Source organism: Thioclava sp. ES.031 (genome assembly GCF_002563775.1).
Classification (GTDB): domain Bacteria; phylum Pseudomonadota; class Alphaproteobacteria; order Rhodobacterales; family Rhodobacteraceae; genus Thioclava.
Genome location: NZ_PDJO01000001.1, coordinates 1389504 through 1410512, shown reverse-complemented (window position 1 = coordinate 1410512; position 21009 = coordinate 1389504). Strand labels below are relative to the sequence as shown.

Annotated in this window: 23 protein-coding genes; all 23 read right to left on the bottom strand. The window is 64.0% G+C overall.

Annotated elements, in window-relative coordinates:
* Positions 1-7: 7 nt before the first annotated feature.
* The 23 genes from AXZ77_RS06850 to AXZ77_RS06740 all read right to left on the bottom strand — a co-directional run bounded on the left by AXZ77_RS06850 (position 8) and on the right by AXZ77_RS06740 (position 20919).
* The gene (locus AXZ77_RS06850) at positions 8-1546 is read right to left on the bottom strand and encodes an NADH-quinone oxidoreductase subunit M (RefSeq protein ID WP_098410570.1); all 1539 of its coding nucleotides are present in this window, start codon (positions 1544-1546) and stop codon (positions 8-10) included.
* Positions 1546-3735 (bottom strand): NADH-quinone oxidoreductase subunit L, encoded by a 2190-nt coding sequence (gene nuoL / locus AXZ77_RS06845; RefSeq protein WP_098410569.1) that lies wholly within the window; start codon positions 3733-3735, stop codon positions 1546-1548. The genes AXZ77_RS06850 and nuoL overlap by 1 nt, the downstream gene beginning before the upstream one ends.
* Positions 3736-3741: 6 nt before the next feature.
* Positions 3742-4047, bottom strand: coding sequence for an NADH-quinone oxidoreductase subunit NuoK (gene nuoK / locus AXZ77_RS06840; RefSeq protein WP_098410568.1), 306 nt, complete (start codon positions 4045-4047; stop codon positions 3742-3744).
* Positions 4048-4096: 49 nt separating this feature from the next.
* Entirely contained in the window at positions 4097-4705 is a 609-nt protein-coding gene (locus tag AXZ77_RS06835; protein WP_098410567.1) for an NADH-quinone oxidoreductase subunit J, read from the bottom strand.
* On the bottom strand, positions 4702-5112 hold the full coding sequence (locus AXZ77_RS06830; RefSeq protein ID WP_078519420.1) for a carboxymuconolactone decarboxylase family protein: 411 nt from the start codon (positions 5110-5112) through the stop codon (positions 4702-4704). The genes AXZ77_RS06835 and AXZ77_RS06830 overlap by 4 nt, the downstream gene beginning before the upstream one ends.
* Positions 5109-5600, bottom strand: a complete 492-nt coding sequence (nuoI, locus tag AXZ77_RS06825; protein ID WP_075774482.1) for an NADH-quinone oxidoreductase subunit NuoI — start codon at positions 5598-5600, stop codon at positions 5109-5111. The genes AXZ77_RS06830 and nuoI overlap by 4 nt, the downstream gene beginning before the upstream one ends.
* A gap of 3 nt (positions 5601-5603) precedes the next feature.
* Positions 5604-6641: an NADH-quinone oxidoreductase subunit NuoH gene (gene nuoH / locus AXZ77_RS06820; protein ID WP_098410566.1), complete on the bottom strand. Its 1038-nt coding sequence runs from the start codon at positions 6639-6641 to the stop codon at positions 5604-5606.
* A 15-nt stretch (positions 6642-6656) separates the two neighbouring features.
* Positions 6657-7067, bottom strand: a complete 411-nt coding sequence (locus AXZ77_RS06815) for a hypothetical protein (protein WP_176536092.1) — start codon at positions 7065-7067, stop codon at positions 6657-6659.
* Positions 7068-7081: 14 nt separating this feature from the next.
* The gene (gene nuoG / locus AXZ77_RS06810) at positions 7082-9115 is read right to left on the bottom strand and encodes an NADH-quinone oxidoreductase subunit NuoG (protein WP_098410565.1); all 2034 of its coding nucleotides are present in this window, start codon (positions 9113-9115) and stop codon (positions 7082-7084) included.
* Positions 9116-9168: 53 nt separating this feature from the next.
* The gene (locus AXZ77_RS06805; RefSeq protein ID WP_141536237.1) at positions 9169-9471 is read right to left on the bottom strand and encodes a hypothetical protein; all 303 of its coding nucleotides are present in this window, start codon (positions 9469-9471) and stop codon (positions 9169-9171) included.
* Complete coding sequence (locus AXZ77_RS06800; protein WP_098410563.1) at positions 9471-9971, bottom strand: DUF3291 domain-containing protein; 501 nt, start codon at positions 9969-9971, stop codon at positions 9471-9473. The genes AXZ77_RS06805 and AXZ77_RS06800 overlap by 1 nt, the downstream gene beginning before the upstream one ends.
* Positions 9968-11263, bottom strand: coding sequence for an NADH-quinone oxidoreductase subunit NuoF (nuoF, locus tag AXZ77_RS06795; RefSeq protein ID WP_078539526.1), 1296 nt, complete (start codon positions 11261-11263; stop codon positions 9968-9970). The genes AXZ77_RS06800 and nuoF overlap by 4 nt, the downstream gene beginning before the upstream one ends.
* A gap of 10 nt (positions 11264-11273) precedes the next feature.
* The gene (locus AXZ77_RS06790) at positions 11274-11489 is read right to left on the bottom strand and encodes a DUF5337 family protein (RefSeq protein WP_083075082.1); all 216 of its coding nucleotides are present in this window, start codon (positions 11487-11489) and stop codon (positions 11274-11276) included.
* 10 nt (positions 11490-11499) lie between these two features.
* Positions 11500-12378, bottom strand: a complete 879-nt coding sequence (locus AXZ77_RS06785) for a hypothetical protein (RefSeq protein WP_098410562.1) — start codon at positions 12376-12378, stop codon at positions 11500-11502.
* A 50-nt stretch (positions 12379-12428) separates the two neighbouring features.
* Positions 12429-13655, bottom strand: a complete 1227-nt coding sequence (locus AXZ77_RS06780; protein WP_098410561.1) for an NADH-quinone oxidoreductase subunit E — start codon at positions 13653-13655, stop codon at positions 12429-12431.
* Positions 13655-14899: an NADH-quinone oxidoreductase subunit D gene (locus AXZ77_RS06775; protein ID WP_098410560.1), complete on the bottom strand. Its 1245-nt coding sequence runs from the start codon at positions 14897-14899 to the stop codon at positions 13655-13657. Before AXZ77_RS06775 ends, AXZ77_RS06780 begins: the two co-directional genes overlap by 1 nt.
* On the bottom strand, positions 14896-15507 hold the full coding sequence (locus AXZ77_RS06770) for an NADH-quinone oxidoreductase subunit C (protein WP_098410559.1): 612 nt from the start codon (positions 15505-15507) through the stop codon (positions 14896-14898). The genes AXZ77_RS06775 and AXZ77_RS06770 overlap by 4 nt, the downstream gene beginning before the upstream one ends.
* 12 nt (positions 15508-15519) lie before the next feature.
* The gene (locus tag AXZ77_RS06765) at positions 15520-16044 is read right to left on the bottom strand and encodes an NADH-quinone oxidoreductase subunit B family protein (protein ID WP_075774728.1); all 525 of its coding nucleotides are present in this window, start codon (positions 16042-16044) and stop codon (positions 15520-15522) included.
* Positions 16044-16409 (bottom strand): NADH-quinone oxidoreductase subunit A, encoded by a 366-nt coding sequence (locus AXZ77_RS06760; protein ID WP_078519432.1) that lies wholly within the window; start codon positions 16407-16409, stop codon positions 16044-16046. Before AXZ77_RS06760 ends, AXZ77_RS06765 begins: the two co-directional genes overlap by 1 nt.
* 297 nt (positions 16410-16706) lie before the next feature.
* Positions 16707-17489: a crotonase/enoyl-CoA hydratase family protein gene (locus AXZ77_RS06755; protein ID WP_098410558.1), complete on the bottom strand. Its 783-nt coding sequence runs from the start codon at positions 17487-17489 to the stop codon at positions 16707-16709.
* Positions 17482-18345 carry a hydroxymethylglutaryl-CoA lyase gene (locus AXZ77_RS06750; RefSeq protein ID WP_098410557.1) on the bottom strand — a complete coding sequence of 288 codons (864 nt, stop codon included), beginning with the start codon at positions 18343-18345 and terminating at the stop codon, positions 17482-17484. The genes AXZ77_RS06755 and AXZ77_RS06750 overlap by 8 nt, the downstream gene beginning before the upstream one ends.
* Complete coding sequence (locus AXZ77_RS06745; RefSeq protein ID WP_098410556.1) at positions 18338-19006, bottom strand: glutathione S-transferase family protein; 669 nt, start codon at positions 19004-19006, stop codon at positions 18338-18340. Before AXZ77_RS06745 ends, AXZ77_RS06750 begins: the two co-directional genes overlap by 8 nt.
* Positions 19003-20919 (bottom strand): acetyl/propionyl/methylcrotonyl-CoA carboxylase subunit alpha, encoded by a 1917-nt coding sequence (locus AXZ77_RS06740; protein ID WP_098410555.1) that lies wholly within the window; start codon positions 20917-20919, stop codon positions 19003-19005. Before AXZ77_RS06740 ends, AXZ77_RS06745 begins: the two co-directional genes overlap by 4 nt.
* Between the last annotated feature and the right edge of the window lie 90 nt (positions 20920-21009).

The window sequence follows — 21009 nt, the reverse complement described above, 5'->3', positions numbered from 1 at the left end:
CAGCTCCTCAGTGTTCGACCAGGTCGGACAGAAGGTTGTCCGGCAAGGCATCGTGATAGTTCTGGACAAGGTTCGTCACCGACGGCCCGATGATGTTGGTCACGAGATCAGGATAGACCCCGAGCAACAACGTCATCGCGACCAGCGGCGCGAAAATCCATTTCTCGCGCGTGCTCAAGTCGGTGATCGCACGCAGGCTCTCCTTGATCAGGTCGCCGAAGACGACCCGGCGATAGAGCCAGAGCGCATAGGCCGCCGACAGGATCACGCTCGTCGTGGCGAAGACCGCAACCCAGGTATTCACCTGGAAGACGCCCACGAGGATCAGGAACTCGCCGACGAAATTGGCGGTGCCGGGAAGGCCGACATTGGCCATCGTGAAGAACATGAAGATCGTCGCATAGGCAGGCATGCGCTTCACCAGGCCGCCATAGGCCGAGATCTCGCGCGTATGCATCCGGTCGTAGACCACACCCACCGCGAGGAACAGCGCCGCCGAGGTGAAACCGTGCGCGACAACCATGAAGATACCGCCCTCGATGCCCTGCTGCGTGCCCGAGAAAATCCCGAGCAGCACGACGGCCATGTGCGCGACCGAGCTGTAGGCGATGACGCGCTTGATATCGGTCTGCACCAGCGCCACCAGCGAGGTCCAGATGATCGCGATCACCGCGAGCCACATCGCCCAGGGGCCAACCACGAGGTTGCCCACCGGGAACATCGGCAGCGAGAAGCGCAGGAAACCGTAATCGGCGAGCTTCAGCAGCACCGCGGCCAGCACGACCGAACCGGCCGTCGGCGCCTGCACGTGCGCGGCAGGCAGCCAGGTGTGCACCGGCCAGAGCGGCATCTTGATCGCGAAGGAGATGAAGAAGCCGAGCCAGAGCAGCGTTTGCACCCCGCCGGGGATCGTTATCCCGAGTATGTGCACCGGTGTGTATGGGAACTCGTAGACGAGCAGCCCCGGCATGTCCGTCGTTCCGGTGTGGAAGTAGATGTAGATGATCGACACCAGCATGAAGACCGAGCCGAAGAAGGTGTAGAGGAAGAACTTGAACGCGGCGTAAACGCGCTGCTTGCCCCCCCAGATACCGATGATCAGGAACATCGGGATCAGGCCCGCTTCGAAAAACAGGTAGAACAGCACCAGATCGAGCGTCACGAAGGTGCCCACCATCAGCGTCTCGAGGACGAGGAAGGCGATCATGTATTCCTTCACCCGGTCGGTGACGTTCCAGCTACCGACGATCACCAGCGGCATCATGAAGGTGGTCAGCATCACGAAGAGGATCGACAGGCCGTCGACACCCACGCGGTACTGGAACCCCATGATCCAGGTGTATTTCTCCATGAACTGGAAGCCGGTGTTGGACGGGTCGAACCCGGCCAGCAGGAACAGCGAGATCAGGAAGGTGACCGACGTCGCGGTCAGCGCCACCCATTTCGCGTTCCGGTCCGCCTCGGGCGAGCCGCCGCGCAGAACCAGCGCGAGGATCAGCGCCGCCACGGCGGGCGTGAAGATGACGATGGAAAGCAGGTGTTGCATCAGTTCGCCCCCCCGTTGAGGACGACCCAGAGCATGAGACCGACAATCCCGATCACCATGGCGAAGGCGTAGTGGAACAGATAGCCCGATTGCATCCTGTTAAGGAACCTCGTGAATGTCGGGACGATGCCAACGGCCATGCCGTCGATAACTCGGTCAATCGAGCCCTCGTCCCCTTTCTTCCAGAATTGATAGCCGAACCAGAGCGCCGGGCGCACGAAGATGCGCTCGTACAGCTCGTCGAAATACCACTTGTTGAGCAGGAAGCGGTACAGGCCCGGCTGCGCCTCGGCGAGCCGCTTCGGCAGGCTGGTGTCCTTGATGTAGAACAGCCATGCCACGAGAAGCCCGCCAAGCATCGCCACGAAGGGCGAAACCTTGACCCAGGCCGGCGCGTGGTGCGCCTTGTCGATGACCTCGTTTTCCTGACCCATGTAGATCGCGCCCTGAGGTGCGACGCCCGGATACTTGATCACCGCCGTCGAGACGCCGACATCCGGCGAGGTCTTGGCCTCGTCCATCAGCTCGGCCTCGGCCTGCTGCTCGGACATGGTCGCATCCGGCACCGGCGGCTCTGCGCCATGGGCGCCCTCACCGGTCTGCGCGGCCTCGCCATTCGTCGCGTGCCCCGCATCCGCCGTCTGCTCGGCATGGGCGGGAAGCCCGAAGAACTTCACCAGCTTCGCGTGATCGCCGAAGAAGACGTTGTACCAGATCATCCCGGCGAAGATCGCGCCGAAGGACAGCACCACCAGCGGCACGGTCATGACCCACGGGCTTTCCTTGGCGTGATCATGCGCATGATGATCGCCGCGCGGCTTGCCGAAGAAGGTCATGAAGATCAGGCGCCACGAGTAGAAGGACGTGAAGGCCGCCGCGATGACCAGAAGCCAGAAGGCATAGCCTGCACCCGTGCCGCCCCAGACGCTCTCGATGATCGCGTCTTTCGAGAGGAAGCCTGCGAAGCCGAGATGAGTGAAGGGAATGCCGACCCCGGTGATCGCCAGCGTGCCGAAGATCATCGCCCAGAAGGTCAGCGGCACCTTTTTGCGAAGGCCGCCATAGTTCCGCATGTCCTGCTCGTGGTGCATCGCGGTGATGACCGAGCCCGCCGAAAGGAACAGCAGCGCTTTGAAGAACGCGTGGGTCAGCAGGTGGAACATCGCCACCGAGTAGACGCCGACACCGGCCGCCGCGAACATGTAACCCAGCTGCGAACAGGTCGAATAGGCGATGACGCGCTTGATGTCGTTCTGCACCAGACCCACGGTCGCGGCGAAGAAGGCGGTCGAGGCGCCGATCACGACGATGAAGGTCTGCGCATGCGGAGCGTATTCATAGACCGGCGACATGCGGCAGACCAGGAACACGCCTGCGGTCACCATGGTCGCGGCGTGGATCAGCGCCGACACAGGCGTCGGGCCTTCCATCGCGTCCGGCAACCATGTGTGCAGGAAGAGCTGCGCCGATTTACCCATCGCACCCACGAAGAGCAGGAAGGCACAGAGCTCGACCGCGTTCCAGGACCCCCAGAGGAAGTCGAGATTGGTCTCTGACAAGGCCGGCGCCGCCGAGAAGACGTCGTCCAGCTGCAGCGAGCCGGTCATGTAGAACAGACCGAACATCCCCAGCAGGAAGCCGAAATCGCCGACACGGTTGACGATGAAGGCCTTCATCGCCGCCGCGTTGGCCGAGGGTTTCTTGTAGTAGAAACCGATCAGCAGGTAGGAGGCGACACCGACGCCTTCCCAGCCGAAGAACATCTGCAGCAGGTTGTCCGAGGTCACCAGCATCAACATGGTGAAGGTGAAGAAGGACAGGTAGGCGAAGAAGCGTGCCTTGTAGTTCTCGCCCTTCCCCTCGTCGAAATTCTCGTCATGGGCCATGTAGCCCCACGAGTAGAGATGCACGAGCGAGGAGACCGTCGTCACCACGATCAGCATGATCGCGGTCAGTCGGTCCATCCGGATCGCCCACGAGACATCCAGCTCCCCCGAAGTGATCCAGTTCAGGACGTGAATGTGCTGCGTCTGATCGCCCAGCGTGAGGAACACGATCCAGCTGAGCAGAGCGGCGAGGAACAGAAGGCCCGTGGTCAGGACCATCGCGCCCTTTTCGCCGATCACCCGCCAGCCGAAGCCACCAAGGATCGCACCGACCAGCGGCGCAAAGAGAATGATCGTTTCCATCGTCCCTTATCCCTTCATCACGTTGACGTCTTCGACCTCGATCGAACCGCGGTTGCGGAAGAAGACCACGAGGATCGCAAGGCCGATCGCGGCCTCGGCTGCCGCAACGGTCAGCACGAAGAGGGTGAAGATCTGTCCGACGAGGTCCCCCAGATAGGCCGAGAAGGCCACCAGGTTGATATTCACCGCCAACAGCATCAGTTCGATCGACATCATGATGACGATCACGTTCTTGCGGTTCACGAAGATCCCGAAAATGCCGATCACGAACAGCGCGGCAGCCACGCCAAGGTAATGTTCCAATCCGATCATGCGTTCACCCTCGTTTCCGAACTCGCGTTTTTCGCTTGCTTTTGTTCGCTCACAGCCCCTGCCCCGGTTTGACGTCCACCATTTCCATCGTCTTGGACGGATCGCGATGCATCTGCGCGATGACGTTCTGGCGCTTAACGTTGGTGCGATGGCGCAGCGTCAGAAGGATCGCCCCGATCATCGCGACCAGCAGGATCAGGCCCGCCGTCTGGAAGAGGTAGAGGTATTTGTCATAAACGAGCAGGCCGATCGCCTGCGCGTTGGTCATGCCCTCGGGCACCGGATCGGCACGCAGGCTTTCCGCCATGTCCGAGGTCTGCCATGCGCCGAAGGCGATACCCAGCTGCACCAGCATCACGACCCCGATCAGGAGGCCCAGCGGCATGTAGCGCGCCAGCTCCCCCTTGAGGGCGGAGAAGTCGACATCGAGCATCATCACCACGAAGAGGAAGAGCACCGCGACCGCGCCGACATAGACGATGATCAACAGCATCGCGACGAATTCCGAGCCCAGAAGCACGAAAAGCCCCGCTGCCGACAGGAAGGTGAGGATCAGCCAGAGCACCGAATGGACCGGGTTCTTGGAAATCACCACCATGAAGCCCGCGACCACCGCCGTAATGGCGAAAAGGTAGAAGGCGAAAGCAAACACCGTCATTCGTTCTCTCCCGAATTCTCGTCGAAGACCGATTGCGCGATCTCGAGCGCGCGGGTCATGGCGGGCACCCCGCCGAACATGCTCATCTGAAAGATCACCTCGGCGATCTCGCGTTGCGTGGCCCCGGCCTCGAGCGCGTGGCGGATCGTCAGGCGCAGCTGCGAGTCCGCTTGCGCGCCCAACACCGTGAGCGCGGCGATCGTCACCAGAAGCCGCGTCCGGCTGTCGAGCCCTTCGCGGTTGAAGGTCTTGCCGAACCACATCTCCATCATGTCCTTCGACATGGTGGGGAAGAGTTTCTCCATCGCAGCCGGATTGAAACTTTCCAGCGCCGGATTGAACAGCCGCGCCATCTCGGCCGACTGCTCCATCATGTTGCTAAAGAGTTTCGAAAAATCGTCGGTCATCTGTAAGGCGCATCCAGTTCGAGGTTGCGGGCAATCTCGGCTTCCCAGCGGGCCCCGTTCTCAAGGAGCTTCTGCTTGTCGTAGAACAGCTCCTCGCGGGTCTCGGTCGAGAATTCGAAATTCGGACCTTCGACGATCGCATCCACCGGGCAGGCTTCCTGACAGAAGCCGCAATAGATGCATTTCGTCATGTCGATGTCGTAGCGCGTCGTGCGGCGCGAGCCGTCGGCGCGGGGTTCCGCGTCGATCGTGATCGCCTGCGCCGGGCAGATCGCCTCGCACAGTTTGCACGCGATGCAGCGCTCTTCCCCGTTGGGGTAGCGGCGCAGGGCGTGCTCGCCACGGAAGCGCGGCGACAGCGGGCCCTTCTCGTGCGGGTAGTTCAGCGTAGGTTTCGGCGCGAAGAAATAGCGCATCCCCAGGCCGAAGCCTTTGATGAAGTCCACCAGCAGGAAATACTTGGCAGCGCGGTTATAGTCGAAAGCCATCTATCAGCTCCCCATCGCCCAGCGGGCCCAGAAGTGCCCGAAGATTTCGAATTTCGCGAGGAAGGAGATGATCACCACCCACGCCAGCGACAGCGGCAGGAAGACTTTCCAGCCAATCCGCATGAGCTGGTCGTAGCGGTAGCGCGGCACGATCGCCTTCACCATCGCGAACATGAAGAAGAAGAACACCATCTTGGCGAACATCCACAGCACCCCGTCGGGCAGGCCCGGGATCGGGGACAGCCAGCCGCCGAAGAACAGGATCGACATCAGCGCGCACATCAGCCAGATCGCGATATATTCGCCGGCCATGAACAGCAGATACGGGGTCGAGCTGTATTCCACCATGAAGCCCGCGACGAGTTCGGATTCCGCTTCCGGAAGGTCGAAAGGCGGGCGGTTGGTCTCGGCCAGCGCCGAGATGAAGAACAGCGCCACCATCGGCAGGTGGGGCAGCCAATACCAGCCCAGAAGGCCCCAGCCGGTATCCTGCGCGCGCACGATGGTCGACAGGTTCATCGAGCCGGTCGAGATGATCACCCCGATGATGATCAGGCCGATCGAGACCTCATAGGAGATCATCTGCGCGGCCGAGCGGAGCGAGCCGAGGAACGGGTATTTCGAGTTCGACGCCCAGCCGCCCATGATCACGCCGTACACCTCGAGCGAGGAGGCCGCGAAGACGAACAGAAGGGCTACGTTGATATCGGCCAGCACCCAACCGTCGGCAAACGGGATCACCGAGAAGGTCAGGAGTGCGAGCACGAAGCTAAGGATCGGGGCGAGGAAATAGACGAACTTGTCGGCGCCCGCCGGCACGACGATTTCCTTGACCACATATTTCAGCGCATCCGCGAAGGTCTGCATCAGGCCCCAGGGCCCGACGACGTTCGGCCCGCGACGCATCTGCACGGCAGCCCAGATCTTCCGGTCGCCATAGACCAGCCAGATCATCGAAAGCATCACGAAGGCGATAACCGCCAAGCTCTGCAGCACGATCAGCAGGAAGATCCCGAAAGGTGTCGCGAAGAATTCAGCCATGATGTCCCACTCTCTTCATACGGTCGGAATGCCGCGATCCTTGCAATCGGCGACGGTTACTTCCGCGTCGATCGTCTTGAGTCCCTGCGGCAAGGCGGGCGAGATGGTGTAGACCGCATCTGCCCGCCAGATGCCACCCTCTTCAGTCACATTCGTGCGCACATGGCGCGCAAATCCATAGCCGCGCACCAGCGCGTATTGCGCGGCTGCGCATTGGGCATAATCGGTCGCCGCTTTCTCGCTGGCGCCCTCGCCCGAGACGCGCGCGCGGATCTCCACCAGATCACTGTCGAGGAGCCGTGTTTCGGTGCCCCGATAGTCCGGTTTGACCGCGCTATCCCCCTGCGCCCCGCTGGTCGGCGTGCACGCCGCCAGACCGGCCAGAAGGCCGGGGGCGAGCGGTGCGATATTGGGCAGGGTCTGCATCATCCGTCTCAACCTCACTCGGCGGCGACCGGCGCTTCGGCCCGCGCTTTCGCGAGGCTGGCGCATTCGCCCATCACGACGGAGGCCCGTGCGATCGGGTTGGTCAGGTAGAATTCGTGGATCGGCAGACGGAAGGTCGCCTTGCCCATGTCGCGCGGCTCGATCGCCTGCACTTCGTTCTCCACGACCTGATCGACCTGCGCCAGATGCGGCACCTCTGCCACCATCGCGCGGCGCAGACCGGCCAGCGTGTCCCAAGGCTGCTTGGCGTCGAGCTCGGCCGAGAGCGCGCGCAGGATCGCCCAGTTCTCTTTCGCCTCGCCCGGCGGGAAAGCCGCGCGGAAAGCCAGCTGCGGACGCCCCTCGGTGTTCACGAAGAGGCCGTTCTCTTCCGTATAGGCCGCGCCCGGCAGGATCACGTCGGCGCGGTTCGCCCCGCGATCACCGTGGCTGCCCTGATAGATCACGAAGGGCCCACCCTCGGCGCGCGGGGTGATCTCCACCTCGTCGGCGCCCATGTTGTAGATCACTTCGGCGCCGTCGATGGCCGCGAGCAGACCGCCCTCGGTCACAGCGCCCACATCCATCGCGCCGACACGGGCCGCAGCGGTGTGCAGCACCATGAACTTGGCGTTGGAATTCTCGGCCAGCTTCATCGCATGGGCCAGAACCGCCTCGCCATCGGCTTCGTTCAGAGCGCCCTGCCCGATGATAACGACGGTGTTCTTCGCCTTCGTCTCGTCCGAGATCGTCTTGCCCGACAGTTCGGCAAGCGCCGCGCGGTCGGTGCCGACATGGACGTAGTCATAGGTCAGATCGCAGGCTTCCCCGACGAGACCGACAGTCGCGCCCTTGGCCCATGCCTTGCGGATGCGGGCGTTCAGAACGGGCGCTTCCACCGCCGGGTTCGCGCCGATGATCTGCACCATCTCGGCGTTATCCAGATCGGCGATCGTCGCGTTGCCGACATAGCCGTAGCGGTTGCCGACCGGCAGACGCGCGCCATCGGTGCGGCATTCGACCGTGCCTCCCAGACCTTCGATCAGCTGCTTGAGCGAGAAAGCGGCCTCGGTCGAGACCAAATCGCCCACCAGACCGGCGACTTTCTTGCCCTTCATCGCCTCGGCGGCGGCGCTCAGCGCCTCGCCCCAGCTTGCGGGCTTCAGCTTGCCATCGACGCGGACGTAGGGCCGGTCGAGACGCTGGCGGCGCAGGCCGTCCCAGACGAAGCGGGTCTTGTCGGAAATCCACTCCTCGTTCACGTCGTCATTGTTGCGCGGCAGGATGCGCATCACTTCGCGCCCCTTGGTATCGACGCGGATGTTCGAGCCCACGGCGTCCATCACGTCCACGGTCTCGGTCTTCGTCAGCTCCCACGGACGCGCGGTGAACGCGTAGGGCTTCGAGACCAGCGCGCCCACCGGGCACAGGTCGATGATGTTGCCCTGCATGTTCGAGTCGAGCGTCATGTTCAGGTAGTTCGCGATCTCCGCATCCTCGCCCCGGCCGGTCTGGCCCATCTGGGTGATGCCCGCGACTTCGGTGGTGAAGCGCACGCAGCGGGTGCAGGAGATGCAGCGCGTCATATGGGTCTCGACCAGCGGGCCGAGGTTCAGCTCGGTCGCGGCGCGCTTGGGCTCGCGGTAGCGACTGAAGTCCACCCCGTAAGCCATTGCCTGGTCTTGCAAATCGCATTCGCCGCCCTGGTCGCAGATCGGGCAGTCGAGCGGGTGGTTGATGAGCAGGAACTCCATCACCCCCTCGCGAGCCTTCTTGACCATCGGCGAGTTCGTCTTGATCACCGGCGGTGCGCCTTCCGGCCCCGGGCGCATGTCGCGCACCTGCATCGCGCAGGAGGCAGCAGGCTTCGGCGGGCCGCCCACGACTTCCACCAGACACATCCGGCAGTTGCCCGCGATCGACAGACGCTCGTGGTAGCAGAAGCGCGGAATCTCGATCCCCGCCTGCTCGCACGCCTGGATCAGCGTGAGGTTCGGATCGACCTCGACCTCGTTCCCGTCGATGATGATCTTTCTCAGGTCAGCCATGGCTATCCGTCTCGTCTCTTCGGGCGCGAGGTTGCCCCCGCGCGGGTTTTAGGTCAGGCCGCGTGTCCGCAGCCCATCGGGAAGACCCAAGCGCCGTCCCGGTATGTATCGTTGATCGACGAGGCCGCAGCCCCGCCGCAGATGGCGTTCGCGGCCCGCTTGGCCTCGGCGCCCTCGTCATTTCCAAAGGGCGCCGCCTGCCGCATCACGACGAGCGCGCCGCTCGCGTCATAGGCCGCCGTGTAGCCCTCGATTGCCGCCAGACGGCGCGGCCCCTTGGAGGCCTCGTTGCCGCCCGGAGTGCCCATGCAGCCGCCAAGCGCCAATGCGCAGCCCGATATGATCACCGCCCGCATCATGCTGCCTCCGCCGCGCAGGCGCGGGTCTTCCACAGCGTGGCTTGCGGCAAATCCTTCCAGCCGAAGGCACGCTCGGACGCGCCATTCGCGCGTAGCTCTTCCAGCCGCGCCAGCGCCTCGTCGAGCGTGGGTTGATGGCCCGCGGGCACCCACCACATGACGAAATGCTGCTGACCGAGAAGTTCGAACCACTCCGCGCGGCGCTCGTAGAAGGCGCGATGCACGGTGTTCCAGACGAATTTCTCGAGGCTTTCCACGTCCTCCCAGACCGTCAGGTTCGACACGAAGCACGGGTCGCCGCCGATCTTGGCCTCGGTATTGCCGGTGCCGGGCTCGCCCGAGCCTTCCATCATCCAGACGAACCCGTCCGACCGCTTGCCAATGCCGTTCACCGCGTCGAGGGCTTTCATGAAAGCCTCCACACGCGGGTCGCCCGGTTCGGCAACCAGTCGGCCGATATTCAGCTCGGCCAGGTGATATCCGGCGGGTTGCTTCATTCCGCAGCCATCGCCCCCATGCGGCCGGTCTTGCGGGCCTTGATGCGGTCTTCGATCTCTTCGCGGAAGTGACGGATCAGGCCCTGGATCGGCCAGGCGGCTGCGTCGCCGAGCGCGCAGATCGTGTGGCCTTCGACCTGTTTGGTCACGTCGAACAGCATGTCGATCTCTTCGATCTCGGCTTCGCCGCGCACCAGACGGTCCATCACGCGCATCATCCAGCCCGTGCCTTCGCGGCACGGCGTACACTGGCCGCAGCTCTCGTGCTTGAAGAATTTGGACAGGCGCCAGACGGCTTTGATCACGTCGGTATTCTGATCCATGACGATCATGCAGGCGGTGCCGAAGCTGGATTTCAGCTCGCGCATGCCGTCGTAATCCATGATCGCGTCTTCGCATTGATCGGCGGGCAGGATTGGACAGGACGCACCGCCCGGGATCACCGCCTTGAGGTTCTTCCAGCCGCCACGGACGCCGCCGCCATGCTTCTCGATCAGTTCCTTCATCGAGATCGACATGGTCTCTTCGATGACGCAGGGCGTGTTGACGTGGCCCGACATCGCAAAGAGCTTCACGCCGGTGTTGTTCGGACGCCCGAAGCCCGCATACCACTCCGCGCCGCGACGCAGGATGGTCGGGACAACGGCGATGGATTCCACGTTGTTCACCGTGGTCGGGCAGCCATAGAGGCCCGCACCGGCCGGGAACGGCGGCTTCATCCGGGGCATGCCCTTCTTGCCTTCGAGGCTTTCCAGCAGCGCCGTTTCCTCGCCGCAGATATAGGCCCCCGCGCCATGCGACAGGTAGACGTCGTAATCGTAGCCGGAGCCGCAGGCGTTCTTGCCGATCAGCCCGTCTTCATAGGCCTCGTCGATTGCGCGCTGCAGCGCCTCTTTCTCGCGGACATATTCGCCGCGAATGTAGATGTAAGCCGCAGCAGCCCCCATCGCGAAACCGGCGATCAGCGCGCCTTCGATCAGCGTATGCGGATCGTGGCGCATGATTTCGCGGTCCTTGCAGGTCGCGGGCTCGGATTCGTCGGCATTGATCGCGAGGAAGGCCGGACGCCCGTCGCTTTCCTTCGGCATGAAGGACCACTTGAGACCCGTCGGGAAGCCTGCCCCACCGCGCCCGCGCAGGCCGGAGGCCTTCACTTGCTCGATGATCCAATCCTTGCCTTTCGACAGGATCTCGCCAGTGCCGTCCCAATGCCCGCGCATCTTCGCGCCCTGCAGAGAGCGGTCATGCATCCCGTAGAGATTGGTGAAGATCCGGTCTTGATCCTTCAGCATATCGCTTCCCTCACTTGCCGGATTTCCGGCGCCAGATGCGCCAGACGAGTGCCAGCGCGTAGATATAGGCGGCTATCGCCGCGAGATCGCCGATCAGCGCGATCTGCGCCGACCAGCCCTGTTGTTGTCCGATCCATTGCAGGAGGAGCCAGAGGATCGTGGCGACGGCGATAATAAGGGCGGCTTTACGCCCCAACGCCCTGTCGTGCTCGTCGATCTGGCTCATTCACCCCCGCTCAGTAATCGTTCGTCTTCGCCCGTTCGAGAAAGGCATCCATGCCTTCCTCGACGATGATCTTCGCCTGGCTGACCCACTTGTCGCGAGTGCAGCGGCCCTTGAAACGCGGCACGTTCTGGTCCGCATAGGCAATCTCTTCGGGGCCCCATTTCGCGATCTGGTCGTAATGGTAGATGCCCCAGCCGTTCAGCACTTCTTCGAGCTTCAGGCCCACGCCTTCGATCTTCTTGAGATCGTCGGCACCCGCCTTGCGCGGCTGCTTGAGGCCGCGCGGCTTCTTGCCGTCGCCCTCGGCAGCCTCGGGTTGCCCCCCGGCATTGGCGGCGGGCTTGTCCGCGACCTGCGCCGACATCGCGGAGAGCGGCGTGGTCTCGTCAGCCTCGGGTTCGGCCTTGGGCTCTTCTGCCTTCGGCTCAGCCTTGGGCCCCTCGGCCTCGGCCTCTTCCGTTGCGGGCTTGGTGGTCGGGCCGGGCTCGGGCTTGTCTGCCTCGGGCGTGGCCGCTTCGTCCTTGGGCGTCATGGTGTCGGCACGCGTCACCTCGCGCTCGGCTGCGGGCGTCGGGGCCGCCGCTGCCGCCTGCGCTTGCGCCGCGACCCCTTCGGGAGAGGAGGCGTTGAAGGTTTCGACCGGGCTTTCGGGAATTTCGGAATCGTCGGTGGAGGCGCCAGTGCCGTCCGCCGCGCCCGGCGCGCCATGTTCGGAGCAGAATGCCCAGATCAGGAAGGCGCCGAAGAGCAGCACGGTGAGCAGACCGAGGAACACAGCCACGAAGAAGGGCTCATGCGCCACGACCATCAGGAATACGGCGACCACAAGCCCCGTAATACCTGCCCAGATACCCGCCTTGCCGCGGCACCCTTGTGTCTGATCACCCATTCCCGTTTCTCCATTCACTCCGCCGAACGGCGGTCTCTACCCTGTTGCGCTTATTCGTAAATGCGGTCTTTCTTTGCGCGCGACGAGAATTCGGTCTCCGCCCCGCTGGCCAGTTTCTCTGCCTGACCTTTCCAGTCGTCACGCGTCGCGCGACCTTTGAAGCCTTCGAGATTGCTGTCGACCCAAGCGAGTTCCGCATCGGTCCAGCCAGCGATCTGGTCGAAGTGATAAATGCCCATCGAATGCAGAAGCGTCTCGAGCTTCGGCCCGACGCCCTTGATCATCTTGAGGTCATCGGCCCCACCGTCGCGCGGTGCGTCGAGCAGCTTGGGCTTCTCGCCCGTCTCTGCCTCCGCAGCCTCAGCCTCGGTGCCTTCGGGCTCGCGCTTGGACTCCGGGCGGGCCTTCGAGGTGGCCTGCGCTTCGGATTTCGTCACGCCGGTCTTGTCGGCGGGCGCGTCCTTGGCGGGCTTGGCCTCGGTTTTCTTCGCGGCCTTGCGCGCCTCGTCCTGTTGCGCGGCAGAGCGCGGACGCTCCTGCCCCATCGTGCCGATCGGGCCGCGCTGGCCCGAGCTTTGCCACGGTGCGGCGAGCGGCACTTCGGTGCCGTCGATGCGCTTGATCGTGTCGCCGATATCGACCGCGAGATCGACCGAGGCGTTGTACTCTTCCTTGTCGCCCTTGCTCTCGGTGAGCGCGGTCAGACCCGAAGCGGGCTCGGACGAGAAGCGACCGGTCTGCGAGCCGGGCTTCGGCACATCGCCTTTGCCCATCTCGTCGATCAGCTCCGCGAGGCGCTCTTCGGTCAGGTCTTCGTAATAATCCTTGCCGACCTGCATCATCGGGGCGTTCGCACAGGCACCGAGGCATTCGACCTCTTCCCACGAGAACTTGCCATCCTCCGAGAGCTGGAACGGCTCGGGCGCGATCTTTTCCTTGCAGACCTTCATCAGGTCTTCCGCGCCGCAGATCATGCACGAGGTCGTGCCGCAGATCTGCAGGTGGGCGACCGAGCCGACCGGGGCCAGCTGGAACATGAAGTAGAAGGTCGCGACCTCGAGCGCCCGCATATAGGGCATGTCGAGCATCTCGGCGACGTATTCGATTGCCGGTCGGCTCAGCCAGCCTTCCTGTTCCTGCGCGCGGAACAGCAGCGGGATGATCGCCGAGGCCTGACGGCCGACCGGGAACTTGGTCATCTGGGCCTTGGCCCATGCGAGGTTCTCGGGCGTGAACTCGAAACTATCGGGTTGTTCCGGGTAAAGACGGCGAAGCATTAGCGGTCAACCTCCCCGAACACGATGTCCATCGTGCCGATGATTGCAGACACGTCGGCGAGCATGTGCCCCTTGGCGACGTGATCCATGGATTGCAGGTGCAGGTAACCCGGAGCGCGGATCTTCGCGCGATACGGCTTGTTCGTGCCGTCGGCCACCAGATAGACGCCGAATTCGCCCTTGGGCGCTTCGACGGCGGCATAAACCTCGCCCGCAGGGACGTGGAAGCCTTCGGTATAAAGCTTGAAGTGGTGAATGAGCGCTTCCATCGAGCGCTTCATCTCCGACCGCTTCGGCGGGGTCACCTTGCCACGGGCAAGCACGTCGCCCTGATTTTCCGGCATCCGCAGCTTCTCGATCGCCTGAAGGACGATCTTGGTCGACTCGCGCATCTCGGCCATCCGGCAGAGGTAGCGGTCGTAGCAATCGCCGTTCTTGCCGACCGGGATCTGGAAGTCGAACTCGTCATAGCACTCGTAGGGCTGCGCACGGCGCAGGTCCCATGCGAGGCCGGAGCCCCGCACCATCACGCCGGAATAGCCCCATTGCTGGATCTCTTCCTCGGAGATGACGCAGATATCGACGTTGCGCTGCTTGAAGATGCGGTTCTCGGTCAGCAGCCCTTCGATATCGTCGAGCACTTTCGGGAACTCATGCGCCCATGCCTCGATATCGTCGAGCAGCTTCGGCGGCAGGTCCTGGTGGACGCCGCCGGGCCGGAAATAGGCCGAGTGCAGACGCGCGCCACAAGCCCGCTCGTAGAAGACCATCAGCTTCTCGCGTTCCTCGAAGCCCCAGAGCGGCGGCGTCAGCGCGCCCACGTCCATCGCCTGCGTGGTCACGTTCAGCAGGTGGTTCAGGATGCGCCCGATCTCGGAATAGAGCACGCGGATCAGCGAACCGCGACGCGGCACTTCCACGCCGGTCAGCTTCTCGATGGCGAGGCACCACGCATGTTCCTGGTTCATCGGCGCGACATAGTCGAGGCGATTGAAGTAAGGCAGGTTCTGCAGATAGGTGCGGCTTTCCATCAGCTTCTCGGTGCCACGGTGCAGCAGTCCGATATGCGGGTCGGCGCGTTCCACGACCTCGCCGTCCAGCTCCAGCACCATGCGCAGCACGCCGTGGGCGGCCGGGTGTTGGGGACCGAAGTTGATGTTGAAATTGCGGATGCGCTGCTCGTCGGTCAGCGTGTCCTTCGAGCCGTCATCATAGACATTGTTGCGGATATCGCCGTCCATCATTTCGCCTCCTCGCCCTTCTCGTCACCGGGAAGGATGTATTTCGCACCTTCCCATGGCGAGAGGAAATCGAACTGCCGGTATTCCTGCGTCAGCTTCACCGGCTCATAGACGACGCGCTTGAGCACTTCGTCGTAACGCACTTCTACATAGCCCGTCGTCGGGAAATCCTTGCGCAGCGGATGGCCGCGGAACCCGTAATCGGTCAGCAGGCGGCGCAGGTCCGGGTGTCCCGAGAACAGGATGCCGAACATGTCGAAGATCTCGCGCTCGAACCAATCGGCACAGGGGTGCAGCTTGGTGATCGAGGGCACCATGTCCTCTTCGCGGATCGCCGCCTTAATGCGGATGCGCTGGTTGCGATACATCGACAGGTAATGCCAGACGACATCGAAGCGCTGCGGGCGCTCGGGCCAGTCGATGGCCGTGATGTCCACGAGGTTCGTGAAGCGGCAATTCGGATCGTCGCGCAGGAACTCGGTGAAACCGGGAACGGATTGCGCGGTGATCGTGACCGTCAGCTCGTTGAAGGCGATCTCGGTGGAGACCACGTCATCGGGGCGCTTCAGCTCGATATGGCCGGCCAGTTCGCGAAGGGCAGTATCGTCCATCTCTCGCTCTCCTCAGCGCACCAGCGTGCCGGTGCGGCGGATTTTGCGTTGCAGCTGAAGGATGCCGTAAAGCAGCGCCTCCGCCGTGGGCGGGCAGCCCGGAACGTAGATATCGACCGGCACGACGCGGTCGCAGCCGCGCACCACCGAATAGCTGTAGTGGTAATAGCCACCGCCATTCGCGCAGGAGCCCATCGAGATCACGTAGCGCGGCTCGGGCATCTGGTCGTAGACCTTGCGCAGAGCGGGCGCCATCTTGTTGGTCAGGGTGCCGGCGACGATCATCAGGTCGGACTGTCGCGGGCTTGCGCGCGGCGCGGTACCGAAGCGCTCGAGGTCGTAGCGCGGCATCGAGACCTGCATCATCTCGACGGCGCAGCAGGCGAGGCCGAAGGTCATCCAGTGCAGCGAGCCGTTGCGCGCCCAGTTGATGATGTCTTCGGTGGAGGTCAGCAGGAAGCCTTTATCCTGCAGTTCCTTGTTCAGCGTCTGCGTCGCGACTTCGCGATCCGCACCGGCGGTATTGGCAGAGGTCATCACGCCCATTCCAGCGCCCCTTTCTTCCACTCATATGCGAATCCTACGGTCAGAACCGTCAGGAAGACCATCATCGACCAGAATCCGACCATGGAAAGCTGACCGAAGGCCACCGCCCAAGGGAAGAGGAAGGCCACTTCGAGATCGAAAATGATGAAGAGGATGGAAACGAGGTAGAAACGAACGTCGAACTTCATCCGGGCATCGTCGAAGGCGTTGAAGCCGCATTCGTAGGCCGACACCTTCTCAGGGTCGGGATTGCGGACCGCCACCACTGCCGCGGCGAGCATGAGCACAAGGCCCAACACGATCGCCATGGCGAGAAAGATGAGGATGGGAAGATATTCGCGCAGCATGTCATGCATGGGCTTGGCTCCCTAACATCGCGACGACTTGTCGCGCAGGTTCTGGCTAGGCGAGCAATAGCCTTGCGCCCCATTGGGGTCAACCGAGAGCAGGCCGGAAAATCATGCAAATGCGGGCCACGGGCGCTTTTTGCATACGAATGTATGCGAATTTTTCGTACTCCGAATGCCGCTCAGAGCCTGCCCGTGTTGGACTGCGCCGCTTTTGCCGCAGCGCAGCCTTTGATCAAACTTAACGGTGGTTTGAATTTTCGGAATATTCGCCCTGCGCGTTGCGGGGCGCTGCGTAAGGCTGCCTTAAGCTTTCCATGCCGGATCGCGCTTCTCGAAAAACGCGGTGATTCCTTCATCCGACTCGGTGGATTCCCAGCGAGTCACCAGCGCTTCGATCGTCATGTCGATCACGCTCTCGTCGATCCGCGGCCCGAGCGCCCGCACCAAGGCCTTGGCCTCGCCCACCGCACCCGGCGCGCAGGCGAGATAGGGCTCGGCCTCGGCCATCACGGCGCGCTCCAGCACCTCGGGCAGGACCACCTTGGCCAGCAACCCGAGATCACGCGCCTCGGCGGCCTCGAAGATCCGCGAGGACATGAAGACGCGGCGCGCCCGCGCCTCGCCCATGCGCGCGACGACATAAGGAGAGATCGTCGCGGGCGTCAGGCCCAGCCGCGTTTCGGTCAGCCCGAATTTCGCGCCCTCGACGCCGATGGCCACGTCACAGACCGACATCATGCCGATGCCGCCGCCGAAGGCGTTGCCCTGCACCGCGCCGATCACCGGTTTCGGGCAGGTGTTGAGCGCCTGCAGCATCCCCGCGAGCTTGCGCGCCGCCGCCGCGCGCTCTTTCGCGCCCGCCGCGATCTGGCTCTGCATCCATTTCAGATCGCCACCCGCGCAGAAGCTGCGCCCTTCGGCGGCGAGGATCACCACGCGCACGGCGTCATCGGTGCCAAGTTGGCCGATCGCCGCGGTGATTTCCTCCATCATCTGCTCGGAGAGCGCGTTATGCTTCTCCGAACGCGCCAGCGTGAGCCGCGCGATGCCACGCGCATCGGTCTCGGTCTTGATCGTCTCAAACATCGCCCTGCCCTTTCATCTTCTTCGCCATCGCGGCCGCCTCGGCCAGAACGGCCGTATCCAGCCCGGTCTCGTAGCCCAAAGCCGCAAGCCGCGCCTGCACCGCCTCCGTCGCGACATTGCCAGCCGCGCCGGGCGCATAGGGACAGCCGCCCAGACCACCGACGCAGGCGTCGAACACCCGCAGGCCCATCGCCAGCGAGGCTTCGATATTCTCCAGCGCCCGCCCGGAGGTGTCGTGGAAATGCCCGGCGAGCTTCTCAGCCGGGACCTCACCCAGCACCGCGCGCAGCATCGCCGTCACGCTTTCGGGCGTGCCCTGCCCGATCGTGTCGCCGAGGCTGATCTCGTAACAGCCCATGTCGCGCAGTTGCGCTGCGACCCGGGCCACGTTCTCCGGCGGCGTTTTCCCGTCGAAGGGGCAATCCGTGACGACAGAGATGTAGCCGCGGACTTTCATATTATCGACTTTCGCAGCCTCCATGATCGGCTCGAACCGCTCCAGGCTTTCACTGATCGAACAATTGAGGTTCGCGCGCGAAAATCCCTCGGAGGCGGAGGCGAAGATTGAAACCTCATCGACCTTTGCCGCTTTCGCCGCCTCATAGCCTTTCATGTTCGGCGTCAGCGCCGCATAGGAGATACCGGGGCGGCGCGTGATCCCGGCGAAGACCTCCGCCGAGTCGGCCATTTGCGGCACCCATTTCGGGCTGACGAAAGACCCTACCTCGATCCGGCGGAACCCGGCCCGGCTCAGGCAATCGACCAGCGCGATCTTGTCGGAAAGCGCGATCTGGCGCTTTTCGTTCTGCAGCCCGTCACGCGGGGCCATCTCGAAGATTTCGACACTCTCAGCCATTGGTTTGCTCCATCGGGGGCAGCTCGTAGAAATCCTGCGCATACATGCTCGCCCCGCCCTTCGCGACCGCACGCTGATAGGCGGGCCGCGCCTCGATCCGGTCGCGATAGGCGGAGATATTCGGGAAACCCTCACGCGGCACGAAGCGGAACATCGCGTCGATATTGAACCCCATCATGCAATCGGCCGCCGAGAACGTCCCGATCAGCCAGTCCCGCCCGGCCAGATGCGCCTCCAGCGCCTTCATCGTCACGCCGAGCCGCTTCGTCTCGAGCGCCATCATCGCGGGCGAGCGCGCCTCGGGCGGACGCAGGAAGATATGCTGAATATTGAGGCTTTGCAGGATGTTGCCCTGCGTCTCCGCGAAATGCACCCATTCGAGGAAATCGGCGCGGGTGGGGTCGCCCGGAACCGGGGCCAGCCCTGCCTCGGGCCGGGTCTCGGTCAGGTATTCGATGATCGCGCCGCTCTCGAAGATCGACCGCCCGTCGACCTCCAGCGCCGGGATGCGCCCGGCGGGCGAGAGTTCGCGAAACTCCGGACTACGCAGCGAGCCATCGGTGAGCGACCATGTCTGAAGCTCGTAATCGAGCCCCATCTCCTCCAAAAGCCACAGCACCCGCATCGAGCGCGCGCCGGGGATGTGATGCAGTCGGATCATGCCTCGTCCTCCAGCCGGATGAGCGCGGCGCCCGCTTCGACCTGCGCGCCCTCAGTCACCAGAACCTCGGCCACCACACCGTCGCGGGCTGCGCGCATCGTGTGTTCCATCTTCATCGCTTCCATGATGGCAAGCCGGTCGCCCGCCGCCACCGTGTCGCCGGCAGAGACGAAGACCGCCTTCACCAGCCCCGGCATCGGCGCCAGCGTCAGGTCGGAAGCGTCGGCATCCGCCCCGCGCGCCAGCGGGTCGGGGATGTCGAAACGGTGCGCGCCATGCAGGAAGATCGTGATCGCCCCGTCCGACTGCGCCATCCGCGCCCCAGTCTTTGCACCGTTCACCCGCCAGCCATCCTCGGCCAGTTCGCACGCATGGGCCTCCTCGCCCAGCTCGACCGTGACATGGCCCAGTCCGTGCACCCGGATCGCGGCCTCTTCCTCGAAGGACACGGTCCGGCGCGGCGACTGCCAGAGGCTGAAGCCGCTGTCCTTCCCGTCCCAAAGCCCGGCCGCGGCGATCACGGCCAGCGCTTTTGCGGCAACCGGCGTTTCGGTCGGGGCGGCGAGCGCGTCGATCTCGCGCCCGATCAGCCCGGTATCGACCTTGCCCTGCGCGAAGCCCTCGTGCCGCGCGAGCCGCGCGAGGAAGGCGAGGTTCGTCACCGTGCCCGCCACTTCCGTCTCTTCCAAGGCGCGCGCGAGTTGCCCCAGCGCGGTCGCCCGCGTCGGCCCGTGGGTGATGACCTTGGCGATCATCGGATCGTACCACGGGCTGATCGTGTCGCCCGTGCGCACCCCGGTATCGGCACGGCACCCATCGGCAAAGCGCAGATGCGAGAGCGTCCCCGTCGCAGGCAGGAAGCCCGCTGGCACGTCCTCGGCATAAAGCCGGGCCTCGAACGCATGGCCGGTGATGCTCAGATCACCTTGGGCGCAGGGCAGCGGCTCGCCCGAGGCCACGCGCAACTGCCACTCGACCAGATCGACACCGGTGATTGCCTCGGTCACGGGATGCTCGACCTGCAGGCGGGTGTTCATCTCCATGAACCAGAACCGATCCGGGCGCAGCCCGTCCGAGCCGTCCACGATGAACTCCACCGTGCCCGCGCCCTTGTAGCCGATCGCTTCCGCCGCGCGGGTGGCCGCCTGCCCCATCGCGTCGCGCATCTCGGGCGTCATGCCCGGCGCCGGGGCCTCTTCGATCACCTTCTGGTGGCGGCGCTGGAGCGAACAGTCGCGCTCGAACAGATGCACCGCTTCCTCGCCATCGCCGAAGACCTGCACCTCGATATGGCGCGGCGAGCCGATGAATTTCTCGATCAGCACGGCGGGGTTGCCGAAGGCGGTCTGCGCCTCGCCCTGCGCCGACGCCAGCGCATCCGCGAAGTCGGACGGCGCCTCGACCAGCCGCATCCCCTTGCCGCCGCCGCCCGCGACCGCCTTGATCAGCACCGGGTAGCCGATCGTATCGGCCGCGCCCGCGAGGTGCTCGGGGTCCTGATTGTCGCCGTGATAGCCCGGCACGACAGGCACGCCCGCCTTTTCCATCAGCGCCTTGGCCGCGTCCTTCAGACCCATCGCGCGGATCGCCTTGGCCGAAGGGCCGATGAAGACCAGCCCCGCCGCCTCGACGGCGTCCACGAAATCAGGGTTCTCCGAGAGGAACCCGTAGCCCGGATGGATCGCCTGCGCGCCGGTCTGTTGGGCCGCGTCGATGATCGCATCACCGCGCAGATAGCTGTCTTTGGGCGCGGGGCCGCCAATGGCCACCGCCTCGTCGGCCATCGCCACATGGCGCGCCTCGCTGTCGGCCTCGGAATAGACGGCGACGGTCGCCACGCCCAGTTTGCGTGCGGTCTCGATCACGCGGCAGGCGATCTCCCCGCGATTGGCGATCAGGATCTTGGAAAACATGTCGGTCTCCCCTTTGAGAGCGTCGGAGGGGGCGCTGCCCCCGCTCCTGCGGAGCCCCCCGGGATATTTCGGCCAAGTCGAAGATTTGCA

Coding starts and splice junctions, on each gene's coding strand:
- AXZ77_RS06850 (WP_098410570.1), bottom strand. CDS start 1,546: ATGCAACACCTGCTTTCCATCGTCATCTTCACGCCCGCCGTGGCGGCG.
- nuoL (WP_098410569.1), bottom strand. CDS start 3,735: ATGGAAACGATCATTCTCTTTGCGCCGCTGGTCGGTGCGATCCTTGGT.
- nuoK (WP_098410568.1), bottom strand. CDS start 4,047: ATGATCGGATTGGAACATTACCTTGGCGTGGCTGCCGCGCTGTTCGTG.
- AXZ77_RS06835 (WP_098410567.1), bottom strand. CDS start 4,705: ATGACGGTGTTTGCTTTCGCCTTCTACCTTTTCGCCATTACGGCGGTG.
- AXZ77_RS06830 (WP_078519420.1), bottom strand. CDS start 5,112: ATGACCGACGATTTTTCGAAACTCTTTAGCAACATGATGGAGCAGTCG.
- nuoI (WP_075774482.1), bottom strand. CDS start 5,600: ATGGCTTTCGACTATAACCGCGCTGCCAAGTATTTCCTGCTGGTGGAC.
- nuoH (WP_098410566.1), bottom strand. CDS start 6,641: ATGGCTGAATTCTTCGCGACACCTTTCGGGATCTTCCTGCTGATCGTG.
- AXZ77_RS06815 (WP_176536092.1), bottom strand. CDS start 7,067: ATGCAGACCCTGCCCAATATCGCACCGCTCGCCCCCGGCCTTCTGGCC.
- nuoG (WP_098410565.1), bottom strand. CDS start 9,115: ATGGCTGACCTGAGAAAGATCATCATCGACGGGAACGAGGTCGAGGTC.
- AXZ77_RS06805 (WP_141536237.1), bottom strand. CDS start 9,471: ATGCGGGCGGTGATCATATCGGGCTGCGCATTGGCGCTTGGCGGCTGC.
- AXZ77_RS06800 (WP_098410563.1), bottom strand. CDS start 9,971: ATGAAGCAACCCGCCGGATATCACCTGGCCGAGCTGAATATCGGCCGA.
- nuoF (WP_078539526.1), bottom strand. CDS start 11,263: ATGCTGAAGGATCAAGACCGGATCTTCACCAATCTCTACGGGATGCAT.
- AXZ77_RS06790 (WP_083075082.1), bottom strand. CDS start 11,489: ATGAGCCAGATCGACGAGCACGACAGGGCGTTGGGGCGTAAAGCCGCC.
- AXZ77_RS06785 (WP_098410562.1), bottom strand. CDS start 12,378: ATGGGTGATCAGACACAAGGGTGCCGCGGCAAGGCGGGTATCTGGGCA.
- AXZ77_RS06780 (WP_098410561.1), bottom strand. CDS start 13,655: ATGCTTCGCCGTCTTTACCCGGAACAACCCGATAGTTTCGAGTTCACG.
- AXZ77_RS06775 (WP_098410560.1), bottom strand. CDS start 14,899: ATGATGGACGGCGATATCCGCAACAATGTCTATGATGACGGCTCGAAG.
- AXZ77_RS06770 (WP_098410559.1), bottom strand. CDS start 15,507: ATGGACGATACTGCCCTTCGCGAACTGGCCGGCCATATCGAGCTGAAG.
- AXZ77_RS06765 (WP_075774728.1), bottom strand. CDS start 16,044: ATGACCTCTGCCAATACCGCCGGTGCGGATCGCGAAGTCGCGACGCAG.
- AXZ77_RS06760 (WP_078519432.1), bottom strand. CDS start 16,409: ATGCATGACATGCTGCGCGAATATCTTCCCATCCTCATCTTTCTCGCC.
- AXZ77_RS06755 (WP_098410558.1), bottom strand. CDS start 17,489: ATGTTTGAGACGATCAAGACCGAGACCGATGCGCGTGGCATCGCGCGG.
- AXZ77_RS06750 (WP_098410557.1), bottom strand. CDS start 18,345: ATGGCTGAGAGTGTCGAAATCTTCGAGATGGCCCCGCGTGACGGGCTG.
- AXZ77_RS06745 (WP_098410556.1), bottom strand. CDS start 19,006: ATGATCCGACTGCATCACATCCCCGGCGCGCGCTCGATGCGGGTGCTG.
- AXZ77_RS06740 (WP_098410555.1), bottom strand. CDS start 20,919: ATGTTTTCCAAGATCCTGATCGCCAATCGCGGGGAGATCGCCTGCCGC.